This window comes from Micromonospora inaquosa (assembly GCF_003857055.1).
Classification (GTDB): domain Bacteria; phylum Actinomycetota; class Actinomycetes; order Mycobacteriales; family Micromonosporaceae; genus Micromonospora; species Micromonospora inaquosa.
This window is the reverse complement of the sequence record NZ_QGSZ01000214.1, coordinates 18,895-40,624: the sequence shown is the minus strand read 5'-3', so window position 1 is coordinate 40,624 and position 21,730 is coordinate 18,895. Positions and strand designations below refer to the sequence as shown.

At 70.9% G+C, this 21,730-nt stretch carries 19 protein-coding genes; 7 read left to right on the top strand and 12 right to left on the bottom strand.

The window, feature by feature from the left end:
- Positions 1-162: 162 nt before the first annotated feature.
- The 3 genes from DLJ59_RS16310 to DLJ59_RS16300 all read right to left on the bottom strand — a co-directional run bounded on the left by DLJ59_RS16310 (position 163) and on the right by DLJ59_RS16300 (position 5,976).
- Complete coding sequence (locus DLJ59_RS16310) at positions 163-3,627, bottom strand: ThuA domain-containing protein (protein ID WP_124773492.1); 3,465 nt, start codon at positions 3,625-3,627, stop codon at positions 163-165.
- 645 nt (positions 3,628-4,272) lie between these two features.
- The gene (locus DLJ59_RS16305; protein ID WP_124773491.1) at positions 4,273-4,704 is read right to left on the bottom strand and encodes a hypothetical protein; all 432 of its coding nucleotides are present in this window, start codon (positions 4,702-4,704) and stop codon (positions 4,273-4,275) included.
- 144 nt (positions 4,705-4,848) lie between these two features.
- Complete coding sequence (locus DLJ59_RS16300) at positions 4,849-5,976, bottom strand: FAD-dependent oxidoreductase (RefSeq protein WP_124773490.1); 1,128 nt, start codon at positions 5,974-5,976, stop codon at positions 4,849-4,851.
- 88 nt (positions 5,977-6,064) lie between these two features.
- Between DLJ59_RS16300 and DLJ59_RS16295 the strand changes: the two genes are divergently transcribed.
- On the top strand, positions 6,065-6,724 hold the full coding sequence (locus tag DLJ59_RS16295) for a TetR/AcrR family transcriptional regulator (RefSeq protein WP_244236061.1): 660 nt from the start codon (positions 6,065-6,067) through the stop codon (positions 6,722-6,724).
- A gap of 137 nt (positions 6,725-6,861) precedes the next feature.
- The gene (locus DLJ59_RS16290) at positions 6,862-7,680 is read left to right on the top strand and encodes a hypothetical protein (RefSeq protein ID WP_208648718.1); all 819 of its coding nucleotides are present in this window, start codon (positions 6,862-6,864) and stop codon (positions 7,678-7,680) included.
- 33 nt (positions 7,681-7,713) lie between these two features.
- On the opposite strand, the gene DLJ59_RS16285 is transcribed toward DLJ59_RS16290, so the two are convergent.
- Positions 7,714-9,267 (bottom strand): NAD(P)/FAD-dependent oxidoreductase, encoded by a 1,554-nt coding sequence (locus tag DLJ59_RS16285; RefSeq protein ID WP_124773488.1) that lies wholly within the window; start codon positions 9,265-9,267, stop codon positions 7,714-7,716.
- Between the two features lie 168 nt (positions 9,268-9,435).
- On the opposite strand from DLJ59_RS16285, the gene DLJ59_RS16280 reads away from it, so the two are divergent.
- From DLJ59_RS16280 to DLJ59_RS16270, 3 genes are all read left to right on the top strand, one after another.
- Positions 9,436-10,662 carry a hypothetical protein gene (locus tag DLJ59_RS16280; protein WP_124773487.1) on the top strand — a complete coding sequence of 409 codons (1,227 nt, stop codon included), beginning with the start codon at positions 9,436-9,438 and terminating at the stop codon, positions 10,660-10,662.
- Positions 10,663-10,750: 88 nt separating this feature from the next.
- Positions 10,751-11,311 (top strand): GNAT family N-acetyltransferase, encoded by a 561-nt coding sequence (locus tag DLJ59_RS16275; protein ID WP_124773486.1) that lies wholly within the window; start codon positions 10,751-10,753, stop codon positions 11,309-11,311.
- Positions 11,312-11,353: 42 nt separating this feature from the next.
- Positions 11,354-11,767, top strand: coding sequence for a type II toxin-antitoxin system Phd/YefM family antitoxin (locus DLJ59_RS16270; protein WP_124773485.1), 414 nt, complete (start codon positions 11,354-11,356; stop codon positions 11,765-11,767).
- Between the two features lie 68 nt (positions 11,768-11,835).
- Here the strand turns inward: DLJ59_RS16270 and DLJ59_RS16265 are convergent, their stop codons facing one another.
- From DLJ59_RS16265 to DLJ59_RS16245, 5 genes are all read right to left on the bottom strand, one after another.
- Positions 11,836-12,903 (bottom strand): ABC transporter ATP-binding protein, encoded by a 1,068-nt coding sequence (locus DLJ59_RS16265; protein WP_124773484.1) that lies wholly within the window; start codon positions 12,901-12,903, stop codon positions 11,836-11,838.
- A complete protein-coding gene (locus DLJ59_RS16260) occupies positions 12,900-13,670 on the bottom strand; it encodes an ABC transporter permease (protein ID WP_124773510.1) in 771 nt (256 codons plus the stop codon). Before DLJ59_RS16260 ends, DLJ59_RS16265 begins: the two co-directional genes overlap by 4 nt.
- Before the next feature lie 80 nt (positions 13,671-13,750).
- On the bottom strand, positions 13,751-14,536 hold the full coding sequence (modA, locus tag DLJ59_RS16255) for a molybdate ABC transporter substrate-binding protein (protein WP_208648717.1): 786 nt from the start codon (positions 14,534-14,536) through the stop codon (positions 13,751-13,753).
- On the bottom strand, positions 14,533-14,955 hold the full coding sequence (locus tag DLJ59_RS16250) for a TOBE domain-containing protein (protein WP_124773483.1): 423 nt from the start codon (positions 14,953-14,955) through the stop codon (positions 14,533-14,535). The genes modA and DLJ59_RS16250 overlap by 4 nt, the downstream gene beginning before the upstream one ends.
- 131 nt (positions 14,956-15,086) lie before the next feature.
- Positions 15,087-15,530 (bottom strand): winged helix-turn-helix transcriptional regulator, encoded by a 444-nt coding sequence (locus DLJ59_RS16245; protein ID WP_124773482.1) that lies wholly within the window; start codon positions 15,528-15,530, stop codon positions 15,087-15,089.
- A 136-nt stretch (positions 15,531-15,666) separates the two neighbouring features.
- On the opposite strand from DLJ59_RS16245, the gene DLJ59_RS16240 reads away from it, so the two are divergent.
- Positions 15,667-16,533: an aldo/keto reductase family oxidoreductase gene (locus DLJ59_RS16240; RefSeq protein WP_124773481.1), complete on the top strand. Its 867-nt coding sequence runs from the start codon at positions 15,667-15,669 to the stop codon at positions 16,531-16,533.
- Between the two features lie 47 nt (positions 16,534-16,580).
- On the opposite strand, the gene DLJ59_RS16235 is transcribed toward DLJ59_RS16240, so the two are convergent.
- The 3 genes from DLJ59_RS16235 to DLJ59_RS16225 all read right to left on the bottom strand — a co-directional run bounded on the left by DLJ59_RS16235 (position 16,581) and on the right by DLJ59_RS16225 (position 19,897).
- Positions 16,581-16,973 (bottom strand): SCO5389 family protein, encoded by a 393-nt coding sequence (locus DLJ59_RS16235; RefSeq protein WP_124773480.1) that lies wholly within the window; start codon positions 16,971-16,973, stop codon positions 16,581-16,583.
- 169 nt (positions 16,974-17,142) lie between these two features.
- On the bottom strand, positions 17,143-17,634 hold the full coding sequence (gene smpB, locus DLJ59_RS16230) for an SsrA-binding protein SmpB (RefSeq protein ID WP_030327414.1): 492 nt from the start codon (positions 17,632-17,634) through the stop codon (positions 17,143-17,145).
- Between the two features lie 25 nt (positions 17,635-17,659).
- Positions 17,660-19,897: a hypothetical protein gene (locus DLJ59_RS16225; protein WP_124773479.1), complete on the bottom strand. Its 2,238-nt coding sequence runs from the start codon at positions 19,895-19,897 to the stop codon at positions 17,660-17,662.
- 151 nt (positions 19,898-20,048) lie between these two features.
- Between DLJ59_RS16225 and DLJ59_RS16220 the strand changes: the two genes are divergently transcribed.
- Positions 20,049-21,707 carry an NAD(P)/FAD-dependent oxidoreductase gene (locus DLJ59_RS16220; RefSeq protein WP_124773478.1) on the top strand — a complete coding sequence of 553 codons (1,659 nt, stop codon included), beginning with the start codon at positions 20,049-20,051 and terminating at the stop codon, positions 21,705-21,707.
- Positions 21,708-21,730: the final 23 nt, after the last annotated feature.

Here is a 21,730-nt window from a genome sequence, read left to right as displayed (position 1 = left end):
GGGCCACCGGTCAGATCATTTGCTGGACATCTGCACGACGTTGCCGGCGATGATCGACGTCGCTGTCTGGGCCACGCGTCCGGGCGCCTTGACGTCTCGGACGGGTCGGGCGGGGCGAGTGGTGGCGGGCGGGCTCGACCTCCGCCCGCCACCGTGCTGTGGTCAGGTGACCCTGATGGTCAGGTTGATCGAGCGGGTCTCGCCGGTGCTGTAGGTGGTCGTCACCCGGGCGGTGAAGGTCCCCTTGCGACTGTAGCTGTGGGCGATCGACCGTAGCGTCGCTCCGTGCGTGACGGCGCTGTTGTCACCGAAGTCCCACGCGTAGTCGGTGATGCTCTGCCCGGCCGGTGCGGTGGCGGTGGCGGTCAGCGTGGTGTTCAGCGTTCCGGTGCCGCTGGCCGGGTTCGCCGCCACTGACAGCGTCCCGCCCGGCTCCAGTTTGACCCCGGCGCCGTTGAACCGTAGCCAGTCGAGTGCGAGCAGGTCCGGGGTGCCGCCGGACTGGGCGGCGTTGACGAACTTCGCGTACAGGGTGGTGGTGCCGGTGGGCTTGTTGGTCAGGGTGACGGTGGGGGAGACCAGGTTGTCCCACCCGCCGGTCGACCCGATGGTGGCCGAGCCGATCAGCGTGCCGGTCGGCGAGCCGGTCCGCAGCTCGATGGTGCCGCCGAAGCCGCCGTTGGTCACCCCCAGCGTCACCGAGCCGACGTTGCGCAGGTCCGCCGGCCCGAACGCCACCCAGTCGTTGTGGTCGACGTCGCCGAGCCGTTTGCCGGCGCGGGCGGTGGCCCGGTCGTTGACCGTGACGCCGGACTGGGCGCTGAAGTGCTCGGCCTCCTTGCTCTTGGGCTGCAACTGGACCCGGGTCGAGCCGGTCAGCGCCGGTACGCCGCCGGCCGCGCCGCCGTCGGTGTACTGCGCGGTGATCAGGGTGTAGAGGTTCTGCCCCGGCCCGTGGCCGTCACCCGCGTCCGCCTCGGTGGCGAGCAGCCCCGAGCAGCCGGTATACACGTCCAACGGGTGGGCGTGCTGGTCGTGGCCGAGCTGCGTCTGCACCGTCACCTTCGCGCAGTCGATGTTGGTGTCCTCCGGGTCGGTGACCGTCACCGTGTACGGGATCTTGTCGCCGAAGTCGAAGAAGCCACCGTCGGGCACGCTGATGGTCACCGTGGGTCGGGTGTTGCCGACCACCACCTCGGTGACCGCGGTGGCGGTCAACCCGTTGCCGCCGTTGCGGACGGTCAGCCGGGCGGTGTGCCTGCCGGCCGTCGAGTAGGTGTGGCTCGGGTTGGCGGCGGTGGAGTCGGTGCTGCCGTCGTTGGTGAAGTCCCAGGCGTAGCTGAGCGCCGACCCGTCACCGGCTGTCGACCCGGCCGAGGACAAGCTGACAGCGAGCGGCGTACGCCCGCTGTCCGGGGTGGCGGCGATCTTCGCGGTCGGTGGCCGTCCGTTGGCGACGTAGTCGATCCGGTAGATGCCCGCGCCGGCGTTGCTGCCGCCGCGTCCGCTGCCGGTGCCCTCGCCGAAGTCGATGACGTAGAGCGAACCGTCCGGGCCGAACTCCGCCTCGAAGGGCTGGACCCAGCTCATGTTGCCGAAGATCCCGTTGATCGACTGGAGGTCACCGACGGCGGTCGGCCCGAAGCGCGAGTTGTTGAAGGTCTGCGCCGTCTTGTGGATCGACAGCGTCTTGAACCACCTGCGGGTCAGCTCATAGGTGATCCACTTGCCCTCGAAGTACTCCGGGAACTTCGTCGTGCGGGTGTTGGCCGGGTCGTAGTCGTAGACCGGGCCACTCATCGGCCCGCCACCGCCGGTGCCCAGCTCCGGGAACTGGGTGGAGGCGGAGTACGCGTACCAGACCAGCGCCGACTTTGCCGCCGGCAGGGTGGTCAGGCCGGTGTTGTTGGGTGAGTTGTTCACCGGTGCGGCGCAGTTGAACTTCGCCCCCGAGGTGTTGGTGGCAAAGTTGTAGTCGTTGAACGGGATGTTGTTGCCCACACAGTACGGCCAGCCGAAGTTGCCGGCGCTGGTGATCCGGTTGAACTCGACAGTCCCCTCCGGGCCACGGTTGGGGTCGGCGGCGCGGGCGTCCGGGCCGTAGTCGGCCACCAGCACCGCGTTGGTCTGCGGCTCGATGGTGATCCGGAACGGGTTGCGCATGCCCATCGCGTAGATCTCCGGCCGGGTCCTCGCGGTGCCGGCAGGGAAGAGGTTGCCGCTCGGCACTGTGTACGTACCGTCGGCTTGTGGGGTGATCCGCAGGATCTTGCCGCGTAGGTCGTTGGTGTTGCCGGCGGTGCCCTGGGCGTCCCAGGCGGCGCGGCCGGCGCGCTCGTCGACGGGGGTGTAGCCGCTGGAGGCGAACGGGTCGGTGTTGTCACCGATCGCCGCGTAGAGCCGTCCGGCGGCGTCCATGGCCAGCGATCCGCCCATGTGCGAGTTGGCCCGGCCCTCACCCCGGTAGGTGGGGATGGCCAGCAGGCGTTTCTCCGAGGAGAGCGCGACGCTGTTGTTGGCGACAGTGAACCGGGACAGGTTGAGCTGTTTGAGGGTCTTGTCCGACCAGAGCAGGTAGATCCAGCCGTTGCTGGCGAAGTTGCGGTCCAGGGTCATTCCGAGCAGCCCGTCGGACTGGTCGGTCATCGCCGAGGTGTACGCGAAGTCCAGCAGCGTGGTGACCTGGAGGGTGTCGGAGTTGACCACCTTCAACGCGCCGGTGCGCTGGATGTAGTAGACCTTCCGGTCCGGGCCGACGGCCAGCTCGAACGGGTCGGCCAGGTTCTCGGTGACCAGCCCGACCCGTTCGAAGTTGCTGGTCTTCGTGGCCGAGCAGTCACCAGCGACCGCTCCGGCCGCCCACTCGATGCCGTAGCGCAGGTGCTCCAGGAAGGTCGCGCTGCTGAACTGGGAGCTGGCGTGCCCACCGGCGGTGAACCAGGACCGGCCGCCGTCGTAGCGCTGACACCAGGAGTACGCGTGGTCGACGCCCTCGTCCAGGCCGTTGATCCCGTCGCGCACCTTGATCTGGGCGAGGGTGTGCACGTTGCCGGTCGGGTTGGTCCGCCAGTTGTACCACTCCTCGCTCTGCTCCCAGAGCTCCGGCAGGTTGCGGGTGGAGGGGTGCGCCCGGTCGAGCACCTTGACCCGGCCGGGGAAGGCGCCGCCGGTGGACGAGAAGTCGGGGTGGTAGTCGAAGATCGTGCCGACCAGGCCCTCGTACCACTGCCAGTCGCGTTCGCTGGCTGAGGCGGCGTGCAGGCCGGCCCAGCCGCCGCCGTTGCGGATGAACGTCTGTAGTGCCGCCCGCTGGCTGGCGTTGAGCAGGTCGCCCGAGGTCGGGAGGCTGTTGGTGTTGTTGAAAACGAGAGCGTCGAAGGTGGCGAGGTTGGCGTCGGTGAAGGCACCGGCGTCGGTGGTGGCGACGACCTCGAAGTTGTGGGCGGTGCCGAGCTGCTGGATCGCCGCGATGCCGGCCGGGATCGAGTCGTGGTAGAAGTTGGTGATCTTGGAGAAGACCAACACCCGGAAGCGTGGGGCGGCCTCGGCGGGCAGGGCGGTGGTGGTGCTCGCCACGGTGGCGATGGCGAGCAGGATCAGGCAGAACGCGCGGAGGTGTCGGGGCATGGGGGCGCTCCCTGTCGGACGGTGAGGGTCGGAAAGCGCTTTCTCGCTGCCCGCATCACGGTACTGACGGCCAGTGACGATCGTCAATAGCTTGCTGGTAAGCGGTTTCCCACCGTGCCGGCGTCCACCGAGTTCCAGGTGTCGACACGTCATCGAACTTCTGGTGATTGACTTCCAGGCGCTCCCCGGCGAAGTCGAGCACCACCGGGCAGTCGGCAAACCACTCGTCACGTTCGGAATCCCACACGATCCACGAACCCGTGAGCGTTCGGCCGACTAGCCTGCCCAGGCGCCCTCCGTGTTGCTTCGCGACCCGGTCTGTCCCGTTCAACCAACACGGTTGATACCCGTCGATCCCGAAGTCGAAGACCCGGCCAAGTGTGCCGGCCTTTCGGCCGACGGCTCAGCGACGCGACGTGTCTCGTCGAGCGGTATATCGCTGAGTCATAGAAATACCTTCGAGGTATACCGCCTTCCACCAACCTGGCGCTCGACGGTGGACCGGCCCTGGGCGTGGTGCAGCACGGTGCCACCGACCGGTAGGAGATCGCGACGTCGCGACGACGGCGCATCCTGATGAGCAATGAGGTAGGGACCGCAGCCGGCCGCGTCGGGCGTCGCGGCGCGGGCCAGGCTCGTCCCCGGTCAGGCGAACGGCTTCGGGTCGAAGCCGATGCCACCCCGTTCGGCCATCCGGAGCACCCGAGGGCCGTAACGCGGGGGCTGGCGCAGGTACAAGGTGTAGCTCGACGCCTGGAACCTCAGGTCCAGGTTGCGCCCCTCCAGGTGCCAGCAAGGCTCCCCTGACTGTGAGGGGGCCTCCTGGCGCAGGTTCTTCAACTCGAACGGCAGACACACGGAGTGCAAGCCGCCGACGATGTCCCACACGCTGTGAAAGATCAGCGTGGCCGGCGCGACCCAGAAGCGGATGTCCCGCATCGGCCCCGGATCGACCCGCCGCACGATGTAGTCGAGGTCGAGACGCAACTGCAAGGCCGACGGTGCGGTGGGGTCGAGGTCGTCGTCCTCCCGGTAGTCCAGGGTCGGGTCCTCGGGCGGGCCCTCGTCGTCGGTCACGGCGAGCGCGTGAACTCGGCAGTGATCCCACGATGTTTCCACCAGGTCCTGATCCGTCAAGGTGGCCTTGCGAAGACCGGATTCAGGGTGCGCATCCGTCGTCATAGCACGATTATCGCCCGCCAACGTCCACAGTGGCAGATGTCAGTCTGTGCGTGCCGGTTCCGCCGGCCGGCTGAAGAAGCGAACAATGTCTTCCGCCGCGGTAGGGGAGAGCATCATGGCCTGGACTCGTGCGGACATCTCGGCGATCGGGTGAGTCCTGGTGAACATCGACTCTTCGTAACTCCGGATCGCCGCATTCGGGTCGGCGGGGTTGGCGGCGAGCTGGCCGGCGAGTTCTGCGGCGTCGAGCATGGCCTGGTTCGCTCCCTCGCCGACCGGTGGCATGAGGTGCGCGGCGTCGCCGATGAGGGTGACGCCCGGCCGGTTGGTCCAGCGCGTACCGGTGGGCATCGCCTCGATCAGGCGTGGCGTCGGCGGGCTGTCGGCGGCCATGATGAGTGCGGTGAGGCAGGGGTCCCAGCCAGCGAACATGTCCAGCAGGGCTCGCTCACTACGGTACGTGTCGAGGGGCTGGTCCTGCGCGCGCAGCGAGATTCCGACCCGGAGGCTGCCGTCGCCGAGACGTTGTGCTGCCAGGATCCGGTTCACGCCGACGCACCACAGGTTCCCGGGGCCGACCAACTCGGCGAGATCGGGATGGCGCCGGTCGACGTCGTCGACACTCAGCTCCACGAGCGTTGCCACATAGGACAGTTCGACGTCGGTCAGCAGTGACCGGACGACCGAACGTGCGCCGTCCGCGCCGATGAGGATGTCGCAGCTGGTTCGGTGGCCGTCGTGGAACGTCAGTTCCCAGCCCGTGTCGGGTCGCGGGGTCGCCGCGACCAGCCGGTGCCGCCAGAGAACCGTGTCGCCGGGGAGGGAGTCGAGTAGGAGATCACGCAGTGCGCTCCGGTCGATCTCGGGTCGTCCGGAGAATGAGCCAGGTTGCGGCTCATGGTGCACCAGGGTGCGTCCGGTCGGGTCGAGGATGCGATGTTCCTCGCCGTCGGGCCGCGCCTCCGACCGGAACCGGCCGGCGAGACCCGCCTCAGCCAGGGCCAGTTGCCCGGACTCCGGGTGCAGATCGAGGGCACCGCCCTGGGGGCGCGCGGACCGGCTTGCCTCCCGGTCGTACACCACCGCGTCGATGCCGTGCTGGTGCAGGATCCGTGCCAGCGTCAACCCGCCGAGACCGCCACCGGCGATCGCAATTCGCGTTCTCACGGAGCTACCGTACACTGTATCTGTGGATACACCGTACGGTAGCGGGCCGCTCCCCGTGTGGGAGCGGCCCGAACCTCAGCCGAGGGCGGTGCCGGTGCCGTTGAGCCGGGAGAAGATCGCTGCTACGGCGATCCGGCTTGCCGACGCGGACGGCCTCGACGGGCTGTCGTTGCGCAAGATCGCCAAAGAGCTCGGTGTCGGTCCGATGCGGCTCTACGACTACGTGATGAACAAGTCCGAGCTACTCGACCTGATGGTCGACGTTGTCTATGCCCGGATCGCCGAGGTAGGCCAGCGGGGCGGGTGGCGCGCCACGGTGCTGGGCATCGCCCAGGCGACCCGCGATGCCGCCCTTGATCATGAGTGGTTCGCGGACCTGCTCGGCGGACGGCCACACCTGGGACCGCACGCGCTCGCCGTGGGCGAAGCGACCGCAGCGGCGCTCAGTGCGGCCCCCGGCGTGCGTGACATCGACGACCTTCAGCGAGCCGTGGGTGCCCTCAACGCCTTCATCATCGGAGCGGTCCGCAAAGAGGTCACCGAGCGACGCACCGCACGTTCCACCGGCACCGACGAAGCCGCCTTTCAGGCCAGCCTCGGCCCATACCTCACGCGCATGTTGAAAACCGGCAGGTACCCCACCGTGGCCCGGCTCGTCATCGACGGCGCCCACCTCAATGCCGAGGAAACCTTCAACCACAATCTGACCACCATCCTGGACGGCATCACGCGCCGAAGCCCAACGTGATCCGAAGCGCGACCACGAGCGGGTCAGCACCGACCTCCCGCCCCACCGCGGTCGCCGGGCTGGCCGCAGCGCCGGCCGTCGGGCGATCCTGGCCGTACCCACACAATGGCGACGCTAGCCCAGACAGGAGCCTACGAGTGCAGGTCAGCATGGCGACGAGCGCCGGCAGGGCCGATCGGCCGAACGAGGACTTCGTCGGTGCGGTTCCTGGCGCTGTCGTCCTGCTCGACGGTGCCGGCATTCCGGGGGCCGAGCACCTCTGCTTCCACGGTGTCGCCTGGTACACGCACCGCCTCGGCGGCGCGCTGCTCGGCCACCTGTCACGCGGCGACGGGCGGGACCTCGCCGCGGTCCTCGCCACCGCCATCGGTGAGATTGCCACCGAGCACGGCGACACCTGCGACATCGCGGATCCCAGCAGCCCGCAGGCCACGGTCGCGATGGTCCGCGTCCAGCCGGGCCGCCTGGACTGGCTCGTGCTCGCGGATTCCTTCCTCGTCCTCGACCGGGCCGACGCCGGCCCGCAGGTGGTCACCGATGAGCGCGAGACGGCCGCACGGCGGGAATGCTCGGCGCCGCTGGCCGGCGTGGTCCGGGGAACCCCGCAGTACGACCGGGTGCGCGCCTCCTGCGCCACCGTGCTGCGTGCCCGCCGCAACCAGCCGGGCGGCTACTGGATCGCCAAGGACGACCCGCGCGCGGCGCGCGAGGCGGTGACCGGCAGCCGATCCCTCGCCGGCCTGAACGGCGTCGCGGTGCTCAGCAACGGCGCCAGCCGCATCGTCAGCCCGTACGGTCAGACCGACTGGCCGGGTGTGCTGGACCTGCTCCGCAGCAGCGGGCCGGCCGGCGTCATCGCCCGCGTCCGGCAGGCCGAGGCGCAGACCACCGGTGGCGCGGATGGGCACAGCCCGGACGACGCCACAGTGGCCCACTGCACGCACCTGCCGCGTTGAGCACCCACCCGTGCCGCGAGAGCGTGCTCGGCTTCACGCGTGCGACGGGGGAGTCGCGACAGGGGCTCGGTCGTCCGACCCCTCGGGCAGGGTGATCGGTGCCGCGATGAGCCGGCTGGGCACCACCGGCGCGTCCCGGCCCGTGCCCCGCCGGCTGTCGCCGCCACCGGATTGCTCGTGATAGTCCTGCTCCACGTTGACCGACCAGACGTCGTGCGTACTCCCGGTGGCGATGTTCTCGGCGGTGAGCATCGCGGTCAGCATCGAGTGGTCCTGGTTGTTGTAGCGGTGCATGCCGTTGCGGCCCACCGGATGCACGTTCGGCACCGCCTCGGCCAGCCAGGCCCGAATCACGTCCACGTTGTGCTGGTAGCGCTCGTCGTACACCGGGTAGGCCTTGGGCATGCGCACGACGTAGCCGGCCTCCACCACACCGGGTCGCACCAACCCCAACCGCGTAAGCTCCGCGGTGGCGAGGGCCACCAGATCGGCATCCGCGGTACGCCACATCTCGTCGTCCTCGAACACGAAGTACTCCAGCCCCAGGCAGGTGCGGCCGTCCTTCACCAGGTACGGCGACCAGGAGCCGAAGTTCTGAATTCGGCCCACCCGCACTCCCGGATCGTGCACGTAGATCCAGTTGTCCGGAAACGAGAATTCCGCCGGCACGACCAGGGCGACCGTCAGGAAGTCGCGGTAGCGCAGGTCAGCCGCGCAGGCCAGCACCTCCGGCGGCGCCGGTGGGTGAAGCGCGGTCACCAGCTCCGAGATCGGCATGGACGAGATCACATGGTCGGCTGCCTCGGTACGCTGCCCGCCCGTGCCGTTGACCGTCACGCTGATCGCCCGCTGGCGGGCCGGGTCGCGGTGCACGGCGGTGACCCAACTGCCGGTGGACAACTGCCCGCCTCGCTTGCGGACCTGCTCGGCGCAGCGCTCCCACATCATCCCGGGCCCGTACTTCGGGTACTGGAACTCCTCGATCAGGCTGGTCACGTCGGTGCGCCGACGCCGGGGCAGCAGCGCGTTGCGGATCGCCGTGGCCAGCGACAGGTTCTTGATCCGTTGCGCCGCCCAGTCGGCCTGCAACCGGTCCGCCGGCATACCCCACACCTTCTCGGTGTACGTCTTGAAGAAGATCGAGTACAGCCGCCAGCCGAACCGGGCCGACACCCAGCCCTCGAAGTGTGACTGGTCGCGTGGGGGTCGCAGCCGGGCGCGGGCGTACGAGCCGAGGCAGCGGGCGGCCTCCGGCAGACCCAGATTGCGCAGGGCGTTCATGGCGCTCAGCGGGTAGTCGAACAGGGCTCCCCGGTAGAAGATGCGGCTCATCCGGGGCCGGGTCAGGAAGTCCTCGTCCGGCAGGATCTCGTGCCAGAACGCCTGCACCCGCGGCACCTTGGTGAAGAACCGGTGCCCGCCGATGTCGAACCGCCACCCGTCGCGCTCCACGGTCCGGCTGATCCCGCCGACCACCTCGTCGGCCTCGAACACATGGACCGACCGGCCGTGCCGGAGCAGTTCGTAGGCCGCGGTGAGCCCGGCCGGCCCCGCGCCGATGACCACCGTGCAGTTCTGCTCGCTCATGCTGACGCGCTCCCCCTGCTCACCGCCATGGTTGAGGCGCGGCGTCTACCCGTTCTGCGCAGAATGTCACACTTAGTGGCGGCTGGTCCTCGCTTCGGCGGGGCGCGCTGCGGCGTACCACGAGAAGAGCGACGTTCCGCGCGGCCGGCGGAGCGGGGGAGCGGGCGGATGGACAGGTGGCGCAGCGGCGCGGCGGCGCTGGCCGCGCGGGCGGTCGTGGCAGGCCGCGGCGGGGCGCGCCTGGCCCGTCGGGTGCCGGCGCCCTGGCCGTACGTCATCGGCCTGTTCCTCGGCGCGAAGCTGCTGCTCACCCTGCTCGGGCTCCTGGTTCTGCACGCCTGGGACGGTGTCCCCGGGGCCCCGCCGCCGGACGAGGCGTTGATGTGGGCACAACAGCGGGAGGTCTCCGGGCACCGCTGGATATCCTTCTGGTTCGCCTGGGACTCGCTGCTCTACCTGCGGCTGAGCACCCTGCCGCTGACCGGGACGTGGGTGGACTTCGGCTTTCCCCTGCTGTACCCGTTCCTGGCCCGGCCGGTCGGTGTGCTGTTCGGCGGCGACACCGCCCTCGCCCTGCTGCTGATCAGCAACGTCGCGTTCCTGCTGGCGCTCTGGTACGGCTACCGGCTGGCCGAGTTGCTGCTCGGCGACGTCCACGCGGCCCGCCGGTTCACCCGGTATCTGGTGCTGCTGCCGACCGCGTTCCTGTTCCAGGCCGCGTTGACCGAGTCGCTCTTCGTCTGCCTCGCGTTGGCCACCTTCTACTACGCCGAGCGACGCCGGTGGCTGCTGGTCGGAGTGTTGGGTTACTTCCTGGCGATGAGCCGCTCCGTCGGCCTGCTCGTGGTGCTGCCGCTGGCCCTGGTGCTGCTCCGGCAGCACGACTGGCGGCTCGGCCCCCGCGCCCTGCTCGGCTACCTGCGCATCGGTTGGCCGTTGCTGCTGCTGCCCCTCGGGTGGTTCACCTTCATGGCGTACTGCCGGTGGCGGGGTGGGGACTGGTTCGCCTACCAGCATGCCCAGCAGACCGGGTGGGGGATCAAGGTGCAGAACCCGGTGCCGGTGCTGGTGAACGGGTTGACCGGAGAGCCGTTCGACGCCGCCCGGGTGTGGTTCGCCGTGGCCGTCCTGGCCGTGCTGGTCGCCGGGTTCCGCCGCCGGGAACTGGCCTACCTGGTGTACGGCGTCCTCATGGTGCTGGTGCCGCTGTCGATGGGCCCGCCGGTGTACAAGAGCCTGCTGCGCTATCTGCTCGCCGCCTTCCCGGTGGCGTTGGTGCTGGCCCGCTGGGCCCGGCACGCCAGCGTCGACGTGTGGCTGACCGCGATGCTCGCCCTGGTGCAGGGCGTGCTGTTCGTGCTCTGGCTCAGCTACTGGACCCACACGATCATCTGATCGGGCCGTGCCCCCGACGCGATCCCCGGCTCCCTGCCTGTGCGAGCCTGCTACCCGTCGTTGGAAGCGCACCTTTGCTGGAGGCCCGGTGTTCGCCCTACCGCTGACCGAGGACGTCGAACTGCGCCCGCTGGAGCCGTGGCGGGCCGAGGAGTTCCTCGCCAACCTCGATCGGGCCCGGGAACACATCCGGCCGTGGGTGTCACCGACCTTCGTGGCCACCGACCTTTCGTCGGCCCGAGCGGTGTTGCAGCGGTACGCCGACCGGTGGGCCAGCGACAGCGGCGGCATCTGGGGGCTGTGGTGGCGCGGCACGCTGGTCGGCGGGGTGATGCTCGTGTCGTTCGACGTGACCCGAGGTGTCTGCGAGGTCGGCTGCTGGGTGGAGCCGGCAGCCGAGGGAAGGGGCATGGTCGCACCGGCGGTCCGCCGGATCGTCGACTGGGCGGTGCGCGAGCGCGGCATCCAGCGGGTGGAGTGGCGGACCACCGCCGACAACACCCGCAGCAAGGCCCTCGCCCGTCGGCTCGGTCTGCGCCTCGACGGCACGCTCCGCCAGGTCAGCCCCGGTCCGGACGGTCGGATCGACCTCGAAGTCTGGTCCGTGCTGGCCGACGAGTGGCGGGACGCGCCAGTCACTCTCCACTGACGACCGCGAATAGTTGTCATACCCGGGCGACACCATGCATCCATGGCCGTCCCCGCGCTCACCCCTCGTCCCGACCCGCCGCGTTCCGTGCCGCTGCGTGAGGCGCGCACCCGGTTCAGCCAGCTCGTCGCGCTGGCCGAGCTGACCGACGCGGTCACCGTCGTCACCCGCGACGGCGATCCCCGCCCGATCGCCGCGATCGTTCCCGCCGCGGCCGCCCGCAGCGCCGCGCAGGCCCGCGCCGACACCGACCGGCTCGCCGCGGTCACTGCCGGCTGGGCCCGGCGCCTCGACGAGCAGCACCGACGCAGCAGCCAGCGGCACGCCGCCGAGCTGGGTGCGGTCCGCGCGGCGCTGGCCGAGGTGTGGTCCGAGCTGGATCGCCGGATCGTTCCGGGCAGCGACCCGGCACTGGCCCGGCTGCGCGCCGCACACAACGACCTGCTCGCCGGCTGACCCGCGTCCACGCCAGGCAGCGTCCACACCGGTCAGCGGCCCGGTCCGTGCGGGCCAGCGGCCCGGGGTCAGCCGGTGGCCGGGTACGCGTGCGTCTCGGTCGCCTTGACCGCCACCCACACCCGCTGACCCGGGATCAGCCGCAGTTGAGCCGCGGCGGCCGGCGTGACGTCGGCGGCCACCCCGATCGGCCCGTCCAGTTGCACCCGCACGTTGTCACCGTGGCGTTGGACGCCGACCACCGTCCCCGCCCAGGTGTTGCGCGCGCTGCCCTCCGGCCGGGCCGGGTGCAGAGCCACCGCAGCCGGGCGGAACGCCACGAACGCTTCGCCGTCCAACCGGTCGGCGACAGTGAGGGTCAGGTCCGGTGAAATCCGCACCCCGTGCCCGTCGGCGCGGCCCCGGTACAGGTTCAACCCGACCAGCCGGGCGACGTAGTCGGTGCGCGGCCGGGCGGTCACGCTCGGGCCGTCGCCCTCCTGCACCACCCGGCCACCCTCGACGATGACCAGTCGGTCGGCCAGCGCCAGCGCGTCCAGCGGGTCGTGGGTGACCAACACCGTCGCGCCCGCGTGCGCGGACAGGTGCCGGTGCAACTCCGCGCGGGTGTCCAACCGGGTGCGGGCGTCCAGCGCGGCGAGCGGCTCGTCCAGCAACAACAGCGACGGCGCCACGGCCAGCGCGCGGGCCAGCGCCACCCGCTGCGCCTGACCGCCGGAGAGCTGCCGGGGCCGGCGCTGCGCCTGCGCGTCAAGCCCCACCCGGGTCAGCCACTCCCGGGCCGTGGCGCGGGCGGCCCGCCGCTCGACGCCGTGCCGGCGCGGCCCGAAGGCCACGTTGTCCAATGCGCTGAGGTGCGGGAAGAGCAGGTAGTCCTGGAAGACCACGCCGATCGGCCGGCGCTCGGTGGGCACCCAACCGCGCGTCGCCGGGCGGTCCAGGTCGACGGCGTCGAGGGTGACGTGGCCGGCGGTGAGCGGATGCAGCCCGGCCAGCGCGCGCAGCGCGGTGGTCTTGCCGGCGCCGTTCGGGCCAAGTAGCGCGACCACCTCGCCGGGCGCGACCCGAAGCGGCACGTCGAGTCGGAAGGCACCCCGGTCGACGACGAGCCGGGCGTCCAGCAGCGCGCCGCTCATGCGCTGCTCATCCAGCGGTCGCGCAACGCGACCAGGATGCCCACCGACACGACGAGCAGCACCAGGCTGAGCACGATCGCGGACTCCAGGTCGGTCTCCAACGCGAGGTAGACGGCGAGCGGCATGGTCTGCGTACGGCCGGGATAGTTGCCGGCGAAGGTGATGGTGGCACCGAACTCGCCGAGCGCCCGCGCCCAGCAGAGCACCGCCCCGGCGGCCAACCCGGGCGCCACCAACGGCAGCGTGACGTGGGTGAAGGCGGTCCACCGGCTGGCACCCAACGTCGCGGCGGCCTCCTCGTAGCGGTGGTCGGCGGCGCGCAGCGCACCCTCGACGGCGATCACCAGGAACGGCATGGCCACGAACGACTCGGCCAACATGACACCCGCGGTGGTGAACGGCAGAGTGATGCCGAAGGTGGCGTCGAGCCATCCGCCGAGCAGCCCACGCCGGCCGAAGACCAGCAGCAGCGCCACCCCACCGACCACCGGCGGCAGCACCAGCGGCACGGTGACCAGCGCGCGCACCAGCCGGCGGCCGGGGAACTCGACCCGGGCCAGCACCCAGGCGAGCGGCACCCCGAGCAGCAGGCAGAGCGCGGTGGCCAGGGTCGCGGTCTGCACCGACAGCCGCAGGGCGGTCAACGCGCCCGGCTCGGTGAGCCGCTGCGGCAGGGTGGTCCACGGCACCCGGATCACCAGCCCGACCAACGGCAGGACGAGGAAGAGCAGCCCCAGCCCGGCGGGAATCAGCAGCGCCGCCGGCACCCGCCCTCGCCGCCGCGGCGTGACCCGGCGCTCGCGTGCCGTGTCGTCACGCTCGCGTGCGGTGTCGTCGCGGACCTGCCTCACGGGGCCTGGAACCCCGCCTCGGCGAGGACCGCCTGCGCCGGCTCCGAGCGGACGTACGCGACGAACGCCCTCGCGCCGGCGGGGTTCGGCGCGTCCTTCAGCGCGACGATCGGATAGTCGTTCACCGCCCGCGCCGACTCGGGAAACTCCACAGCGGTCACGTCCGCGCTCGCCGCTCGCACGTCGGAGCGGTAGACCACTGCCGCGTCGACCTCACCGAGCTTCACCTTGGCGAGCGCGCCCCTGACGTCCTGTTCAAGGGTGACGGGCGTCAGCGCGACGCCGGCCGTGTCCAGGGCGGTGCGGGCCGCCGCGCCGCAGGGCACCTGGTCGGCGCAGCGCGCCACCTTCACGCCGGGCCGGCTCAGGTCGGCCAGCCCGGTCACGCCTCCCGGGTTGCCCCGGGGCACCGCGATGACCAACTGGTTGCGGGCGAAGGTGGCCGGTGTGCCGTCGGCGTTGCCCGCCTCGGTGACCGTGGCCATGTTCGCCGGGGCGGCGGAGGCGAACACGTCCGCCGGCGCACCCTGGTTGATCTGGTTGGCCAGGGCGGAGCTGCCCGCGACGTTGAGGGTCACGGCGCTGCCGGGGTTGGCGGCCTCGAAGTCCTCGCCGATCCGGCGGAACGACTCGGTCAGCGAGGCGGCCGCGAACACGGTCACCGTGCCGGTCACCCGGCCGTCCCCGCTGCCGTCGGTTGCTCGATCGTCGCCCGCGCCGCAGCCGGCGACCGTCAGCGCCATGACCACGGCCATCGCCGTACGCGTCGCCCGCGCGCTCATCCGCCCGACCTTCCCCTGTTCGGGGCTGGTGCGGCCCGCTCCACCACCACCGTTGTCGACTTGATCACCGCGACGGCCACCGACCCGACCCGCAGATCGAGCTCGTCGACCGCCTCCCGACTCATCAGCGACACGACCCGGAACGGGCCGGCCTGGATGTCGACCTGGGCCATCACCGTGTCCTTGCGGACGTCGACGACAATGCCGCGCAGCCGGTTGCGGGCCGAGGAGAACTCGGTGCCCGCGTCCGGGTCGGCGGCCTGGGCGCGGGCGAACGCCGCCAGGTCGACGCCGTCGATCACCCGGTGGCCGTGCTCGTCACGCCCTGCCGTCAGCCGCCCGGCGTCCACCCAGCGGCGAATGGTGTCGCTGCTGACACCGAGCAGGTCGGCCGCCTCACCGATCCGGAACATCGTCACCGGCTCACCCTAGCTGCCGCATCTGCGAGCGCAAAAGGCCATGGCGAGTCGTGTCTGCGTACCTCTGTGGGCTTCTGCTGCCGTGGCTGCGTGTCTCCCCTTCGGCCTGGGGGCGGCGTCGTGCCGGGGGCTCAGGCGTCCCGGTTGTCGTACGTGGCGCGGTTGGCGAGCACGTCGTCCATGTGCGTTTCGGCCCAACCCTTCAGGCCGCGCATCACGTGGTGCAGGGAGATGCCGAGGTCGGTCAGTTCGTAGGTCACGGTGACGGGCACGGTCGGCACCACGGTGCGAGTGATCAGACCGTCGCGTTCCAGGGAGCGCAGTGTCTGGGTGAGCATCTTCTGACTGACTCCGGCCAGGAGGCGCGACAGCTCCGAGTAGCGCATTGGCCGGGGCTCGCCGGCGCAGTCGAGGCCGAAGCGGTGCGACCCGTCGCTGTTCAGCGCCGCCAGCACCAGGGTGACCCACTTGTCCGCGATGCGGTCGATCAGTTTGCGACTCGGACATTGCGCCAGGAAGGCGTCATATTCCACCTTGGCCTGAGCCTTCTTCTGCGCCGCCGTGGTCGTCGTCATCGCCGCTCCTCCAGCCGCCGGGGCGTTACGCACCTTCAGGTGCCTACTTCCGATAGTGAAGTTACACCCCGATTGTGGAGCAGGTAGACGATGCGCCAGCACCGCTCGGCGCGACACGAGAGCCAGAGGTAAGAACATGATCACCACCTCCCTTCCCGGCGGCACCTGGACCTTGGGAGGCCTGACGGTCACCCGGTTCGGCTACGGCGCCATGCAGCTGGCCGGCCCCCGGGTCATGGGACCGCCGGCCGACCACGATGGCGCACTCGCCGTCCTGCGCACGGCCGTCGAGCTGGGTATGACCCACATCGACACCTCCGAGGCCTACGGGCCGCACGTCACCAACCAGCTGATCCGGGAAGCGCTGCACCCGTACCCCGATTCGCTGCACATCGTGACCAAGGTCGGTGCGAACCGTGACCAGCAGGGCGGCTGGCCTCCGGCCCGTGATCCGGAGAGCCTGCGCCGGTCCGTGCACGAGAACCTCGAGACCCTCGGTCTCGACGTGCTCGACCTTGTCAACCTCCGGCTCGGCGACGCGGCGGGCCCGCTGCCCGGTTCGGTCGCCGAGGCGTTCGAGACACTCGCCGACCTTCAGCGGCAGGGCCTGATCCGGCACCTCGGCGTGAGCAACGCGACGCCGGAACAGGTCGCCGAGGCGCAGGCGATCGCACCGATCGTGTGCGTGCAGAACATGTACAACCTCGCGCACCGTCGCGACGACGAGCTGATCGACGCGCTCGCCGGGCAGGGCGTCGCCTACGTCCCGTTCTTTCCCCTCGGTGGCTTCAGCCCCCTGCAGTCCTCGGTGCTCTCGACCGTGGCCGCCCGGCTGGAGGCGTCACCGATGTCGGTGGCCCTGGCCTGGCTGCTGCGACGGTCGCCGAACATCCTGCTGATCCCGGGCACCTCGTCCGCGACGCACCTGCGCGAGAACGTCGCGGGTGCCGCGCTCTCCCTCTCCGACGACGATCTCGCCGAGCTGGACAAGATCGGCCGCTAGCGCCTGGGTGGACCCGCCGGCGTCGCCGACGGGTCCACCCGGCGCCCTCAGCAGTTGCGAAGCTCCGGCGACTGGTTGAGCAGTTGGCCACGGGTCGACACGAAGCGGCGGTAGCGCTCGCCGTCGACGGCCGACGGGCGGAACGCGGCGACACGGTGGCAGTTCTGGAACGCCAGGCGTACGCCGAAGTGCCGTTCCAGACTGGCGCGGATCGCGTCGCTGGCCAGCGCCCGGAGCAGTTGCCCCCGGTCGGCGTCGGTCGGCGGCGGGACGACGTTGTCGGCCAGGTCGTCGTCGCCGGTCTCCAGCTCGGCGACCACCCGGCTGACGGTGGCCCATGCGTAGGGCAACGATTCGCGGACGCAGGCGATGAACGCCTCGTCGTCGACGGGGCCGCGTTCGGCGGCGTCGAGCAGGGCGGGCGGGACGGTGAGTGACATGGTTCTCCTCCGCATCAGCTAACGATTACCGTTTTCATTAACGGCGTCGACTGAGCAGACCACGTTCGTCGAACGGCGTCAACGATGTCCGGCCGCGCCGCGCCGCACCCCGTGCGAAAGACGCGCGCGACCGGCGTGAGTGACAGTGACCCGGACCGACGATCCGAGGTCAGGGCCGGCGGGGGTGGCCCTTGAGGTGCCGGCCCAGCTCGCGGGCGATCTCCCGGTTGGCGTCGCGCTCGGCCAGCGTCTGCCGCTTGTCGTAGGAGCGCTTGCCCTTGGCCAGCGCCAACTCGACCTTGGCGAAGCCGTTCTCGAAGTACATCGACAGCGGGACCATGGTCACCCCGCCCTCGCGGACCTTGTCCAGGATCCGGTCGATCTCGGCCCGGTGCAGCAGCAGCTTGCGGTTGCGGCGCGGGGCGTGGTTGGTCCAGGTGCCGTACGCGTACTCGGCGATGTGTAGGCCGTACAGCACGATCTCACCGTCGCGCTCGTGTGCGAACGCGTCCACCAGCGAGGCCCGCCCCTCGCGCAGCGACTTCACCTCGGTGCCGACCAGCACGATGCCCGCCTCGTACGTGCGCAGCACCGTGTACTCGTGCCGGGCCTTCTTGTTCGAGGCGATCAACCGGCGTGCGGGTGGCGTGGAGGGGCTCACCCCGCGACGATATCCGGCCGCCGCCTCAGCCGGTCGTCCGGTGTTCGGGGCGTAGCCGCCCGGTCAGCTCCCGTACCGCCTCGGCGAACGCCTCCTGCGACTCGCACGGCCAGTGCCCCAGGATCGGCGGGGGAACGCTGTCGCTGGGTGCCGGCACCACGTCCTGCGGGTCGACCAACCGTCGATCCACCGTCGCCGCCGGCCCGGTCAGCGTCTCGGCCTTCCCGGGACGGTGGGCGGCGAAGATCCAGCCGCCGATCGGGTCGGTGTCGCGCCACAGGTTGATCCAGCGCCAGCCGACCCGCTCGCCGATCTCCCGCAGCGCCGGCTCGTCGGCGTACGCCGGGAACAGCCGGGAGTACAGCCGGCCCAGCGGCGACCCGTAGGTCAGCAGGGCGACCCGGTCGGTGACCCGGTCGGGCAGTTGCAGCACCGTGGCGGCGAGCAGCACCGATCCGTGGCTGTGCCCGGCCAGCAGCACACAGTGCCCCTGCTCCACCAGGTAGGAGATCCGCTTGGCCAACTCCGGCACGGCCCGCTCGGCGTAGCAGGGCGGCGCGAACGGGTGCGCCGCCCGGGGCCAGAAGGTGCCCAGATCCCAGAGCACACCCACGTACCGACGGAACTGCGCTGTCCGGTACGCGAAGATGCCGCCCACCACCAGGCCGAGCAGGATCGCGGCGATGGCATAGCTACCCGACCCGATCAGGAAGTTGACCATGCCCTCCGGCACGCCCACGTAGCGCTGCGCCACGTCACCCGGTAGGAGCTGGAGCAGGCCGAGCACGCTGGTGGCCAGGCCGAGCGCCGCCAGGCAGGCGTACACCACGGAGAGCGGTTCCAGATTCTCGGTGAAACGGGCCCGGGCCACCGTCTGCTCGACCCGCCGCAGCCGGTCCGCCGCCTGCGGCGGCGCGTGCGGAAAGTCGGCGGCCACGATCGCCCGAGCCGCTCGACGCCGCTTACCGCGGGTCATCCTGGTGACCAGACCGGCCACCAGTAGAGCGGTCACCACGGCCAGGAAAAACCCGAAGATCGCCCACTTGTACGGCAGGGGAGGGCTGGTCTCCAGGCTGTCCGCGGTCGTTCCGTCGCGATCGAGCAGATCCGCCACCCGGTAGACCAGCTCGGCGGAGAACGCCACGGCGAGCCCGGTCGAGATCGTCATGAAGACCGGCGCTCCCAACGCGCGGATGGGTGACCGGCTCTGCCCGCCGCCCCGCCGCCAGATCACCAGTGTGCCGAGCACGGCCACCAGCACGGTCTGGCTGACGAACAGCCAGGCCACGATCGCCCCGTAGGCGGGCAGCGAACCGCCTTGCGGCCACGGTGCCGGGCTGATGACGACGTGCACGATCACCAGCATCGTCAGGCCGCAGGCGATGGTGCGTAGCCCGCGGAAGACCCCGTCCACCCGAGGCGACGGGTCGGTGCGGTCGATGCTCGGCACCACGGTGACCAGGACCAGGCAGGCCAGCAGCACCGCCGCGGTGGCCGTCATCAGGGTCACCATCACCCACGAGCGGTGCTGGCTGGCTCGCGCGGCCAGCAGGCTGGCGCTCAGCGTGGCGAACGCCGCCGCGACGTGGACCGAGCGCAGTCGACCCACCAGCGGCTCGCCGTCCCACTGGCCGACGGCGCTCAACTGGTGTTTCGACGTCAGCGTCGAGGGCGTCCGGAACGCGTCGAACGAATGGCCCGGGCGAGCGCCCAACCACCAGACGAGCCCGATGGCGGCGACCGGCACGAGCGCCAGCACACCCAGGCGCAGCCCGGTCGGTCGCCCGCCGAGCCAGGACAGCCAGCTCCGGCCGGCCAGGCACGACGGGGTGTCCATGCAGCGCCAGGCGACCAGGTCCAGCGCCACTCCGACGATGGAGAGCACGTAGAGCGCGGTGAGGGTGAGCGCGAGCACCCGGCACAGCGCCATGAAGCCGCGCTTCGACACGGTGTTCGCCGGGCGCATCCAGAGCGCCACGTTGCAGAGCATGAACGGCAGCAGGAAGACCAGCGACAACGTCCGTACGGCCGTCCCGGACGGCAGGTCACTCCAGCGGTACGCCTCCAGCGTCACCCCGTCCGTCCCGGTGGAGTCCGGATAGCCGGGACGCGGCCGGAAGAACCCTCCGCTGCGGTCCCCGGCGACCTGGTGCACGTACGGCCGGTTCAACACCTGGTCCGCCCCCGCGCCGGAGACGCCGTGCACCCGCAGCTCCACGATCCCGCCCGACGTCGTCGGTCCGGTCGGTGTCGCGTCCGCCATGGGCCCCCCGAGGTGTGCGCGGCAACCGGGCGGGTCGTCGATGTTCGGCCGCCCGCGCGGCTTCCCGGCTTACCCGTCTGCGGGGCGGTCAACCGTGGGCCCGGCCTCGGCGATGGTGCGGTCGACCCTCGACAGGTGATTTCATGGCGCCATGGCGAACCCGGTGATCCTGACCGTCGACGACGACCCCGTGGTGTCCCGGGCGGTCGCCCGGGACATCCGGCGCCGCTACGGCGACCGCTATCGGGTGCTGCGGGCCTCCTCCGGCCCCGAGGCGCTGGACGCGCTGCGCGAGGTCAAGCTGCGCGGCGAACAGGTGGCGCTGCTGCTGGCCGACCACCGGATGCCGGAGATGACCGGCGTCGAATTCCTCGAAGCGGCCATGGACATCTTCCCGGCCGCCCGTCGGGTGCTGCTCACCGCGTACGCGGACACCGACGCCGCGATCGAGGCCATCAACGTGGTCGACCTGGACCACTACCTGCTCAAGCCCTGGCACCCGCCGGAGGAGAAGCTGTACCCGGTGGTCGACGGGCTGCTGGAGGCGTGGGCGGTCACCCCGGACGCGGCGAGCGTCGAGATCCGGGTCGTCGGGCACCGCTGGTCCGCGCCGTCGTTCAAGGTCCGGGACTTCCTGGCCCGCAACCTGGTGCCGTACCGGTGGCTGTTGTCCGACGACCCCGAGGGCGTCCGGTTGCTCGACGCGGCCGGGGCCACCGAGGCGGACGTCCCGGTGGTGGTGACGCCCGAGGGTAAGGCGTTGGTCGCCCCGAGTGAGGCCGAGTTGGCCGCCCTGGCCGGGTTGACAGTGGTGCCGGCGTGTGACTTCTACGACCTGGTGGTGATCGGTGGTGGCCCCGCCGGTCTCGGCTCGGCGGTGTACGGCGCGTCGGAGGGGCTGCGCACCGTGCTCGTGGAGCGACGGGCGACCGGCGGTCAGGCCGGGCAGAGCAGCCGAATCGAGAACTACCTGGGCTTCCCGGACGGCGTGTCCGGCGCGCAGTTGACCGATCGGGCCCGACGGCAGGCGGTCAAGTTCGGCGCCGAACTGCTCAGCGCCCGGGAGGTGGTCGGTCTCAGCGAGGCCGGTGGCGCCCGGCTGCTGCGCTTCGGCGACGGCACCGAGATCGCCGCGCACACGGTGGTGCTGGCCACCGGCGTGTCGTACCGGGTGCTCGACGCCCCGGGGCTGGCCGACTTCACCGGGCGGGGGGTGTTCTACGGCGCTGCCGCCACCGAGGCGCCGAGCTGCGTCGAGCAGGACGTCTACATCGTCGGCGGGGCCAACTCCGCCGGTCAGGCGGCGGTCCACTTCTCCCGGTACGCGTCGAGGGTGCACCTGCTCATCCGGGGCGCGGACCTGACCGCCTCGATGTCGCGCTACCTGATCGACCAGCTGGAACGGATCGACAAGATCACCGTGCACCCGCACACCGCCGTGGTCGGCGGCGCGGGGGAGGACCACCTGGAGCGGCTCACCCTCTGCGACACCCGCACCGGGGAGGCCCGCTCGGTCGACACCTCGTGGCTGTTCATCTTCATCGGCGCGGAGCCCCGCACCGACTGGCTGGACGGGGTGCTGGTCCGCGACGGGCGCGGGTTCATCGTGACCGGACCGGATCTGCTCACCGGGGGGCGGCGGCCGCCCGGCTGGTCGCTGTCGCGCGACCCGTACCACCTGGAGACCAGCGTGCCGGGCGTGTTCGCCGCCGGGGACGTGCGGGCCGAGTCGGTCAAGAGGGTCGCCTCGGCCGTCGGCGAGGGCGCGATGGCGGTATCGCTGGTGCACCGCTATCTGGAAGCCCAGTGAGCCGGGTTGTGCGAGCCCGACAG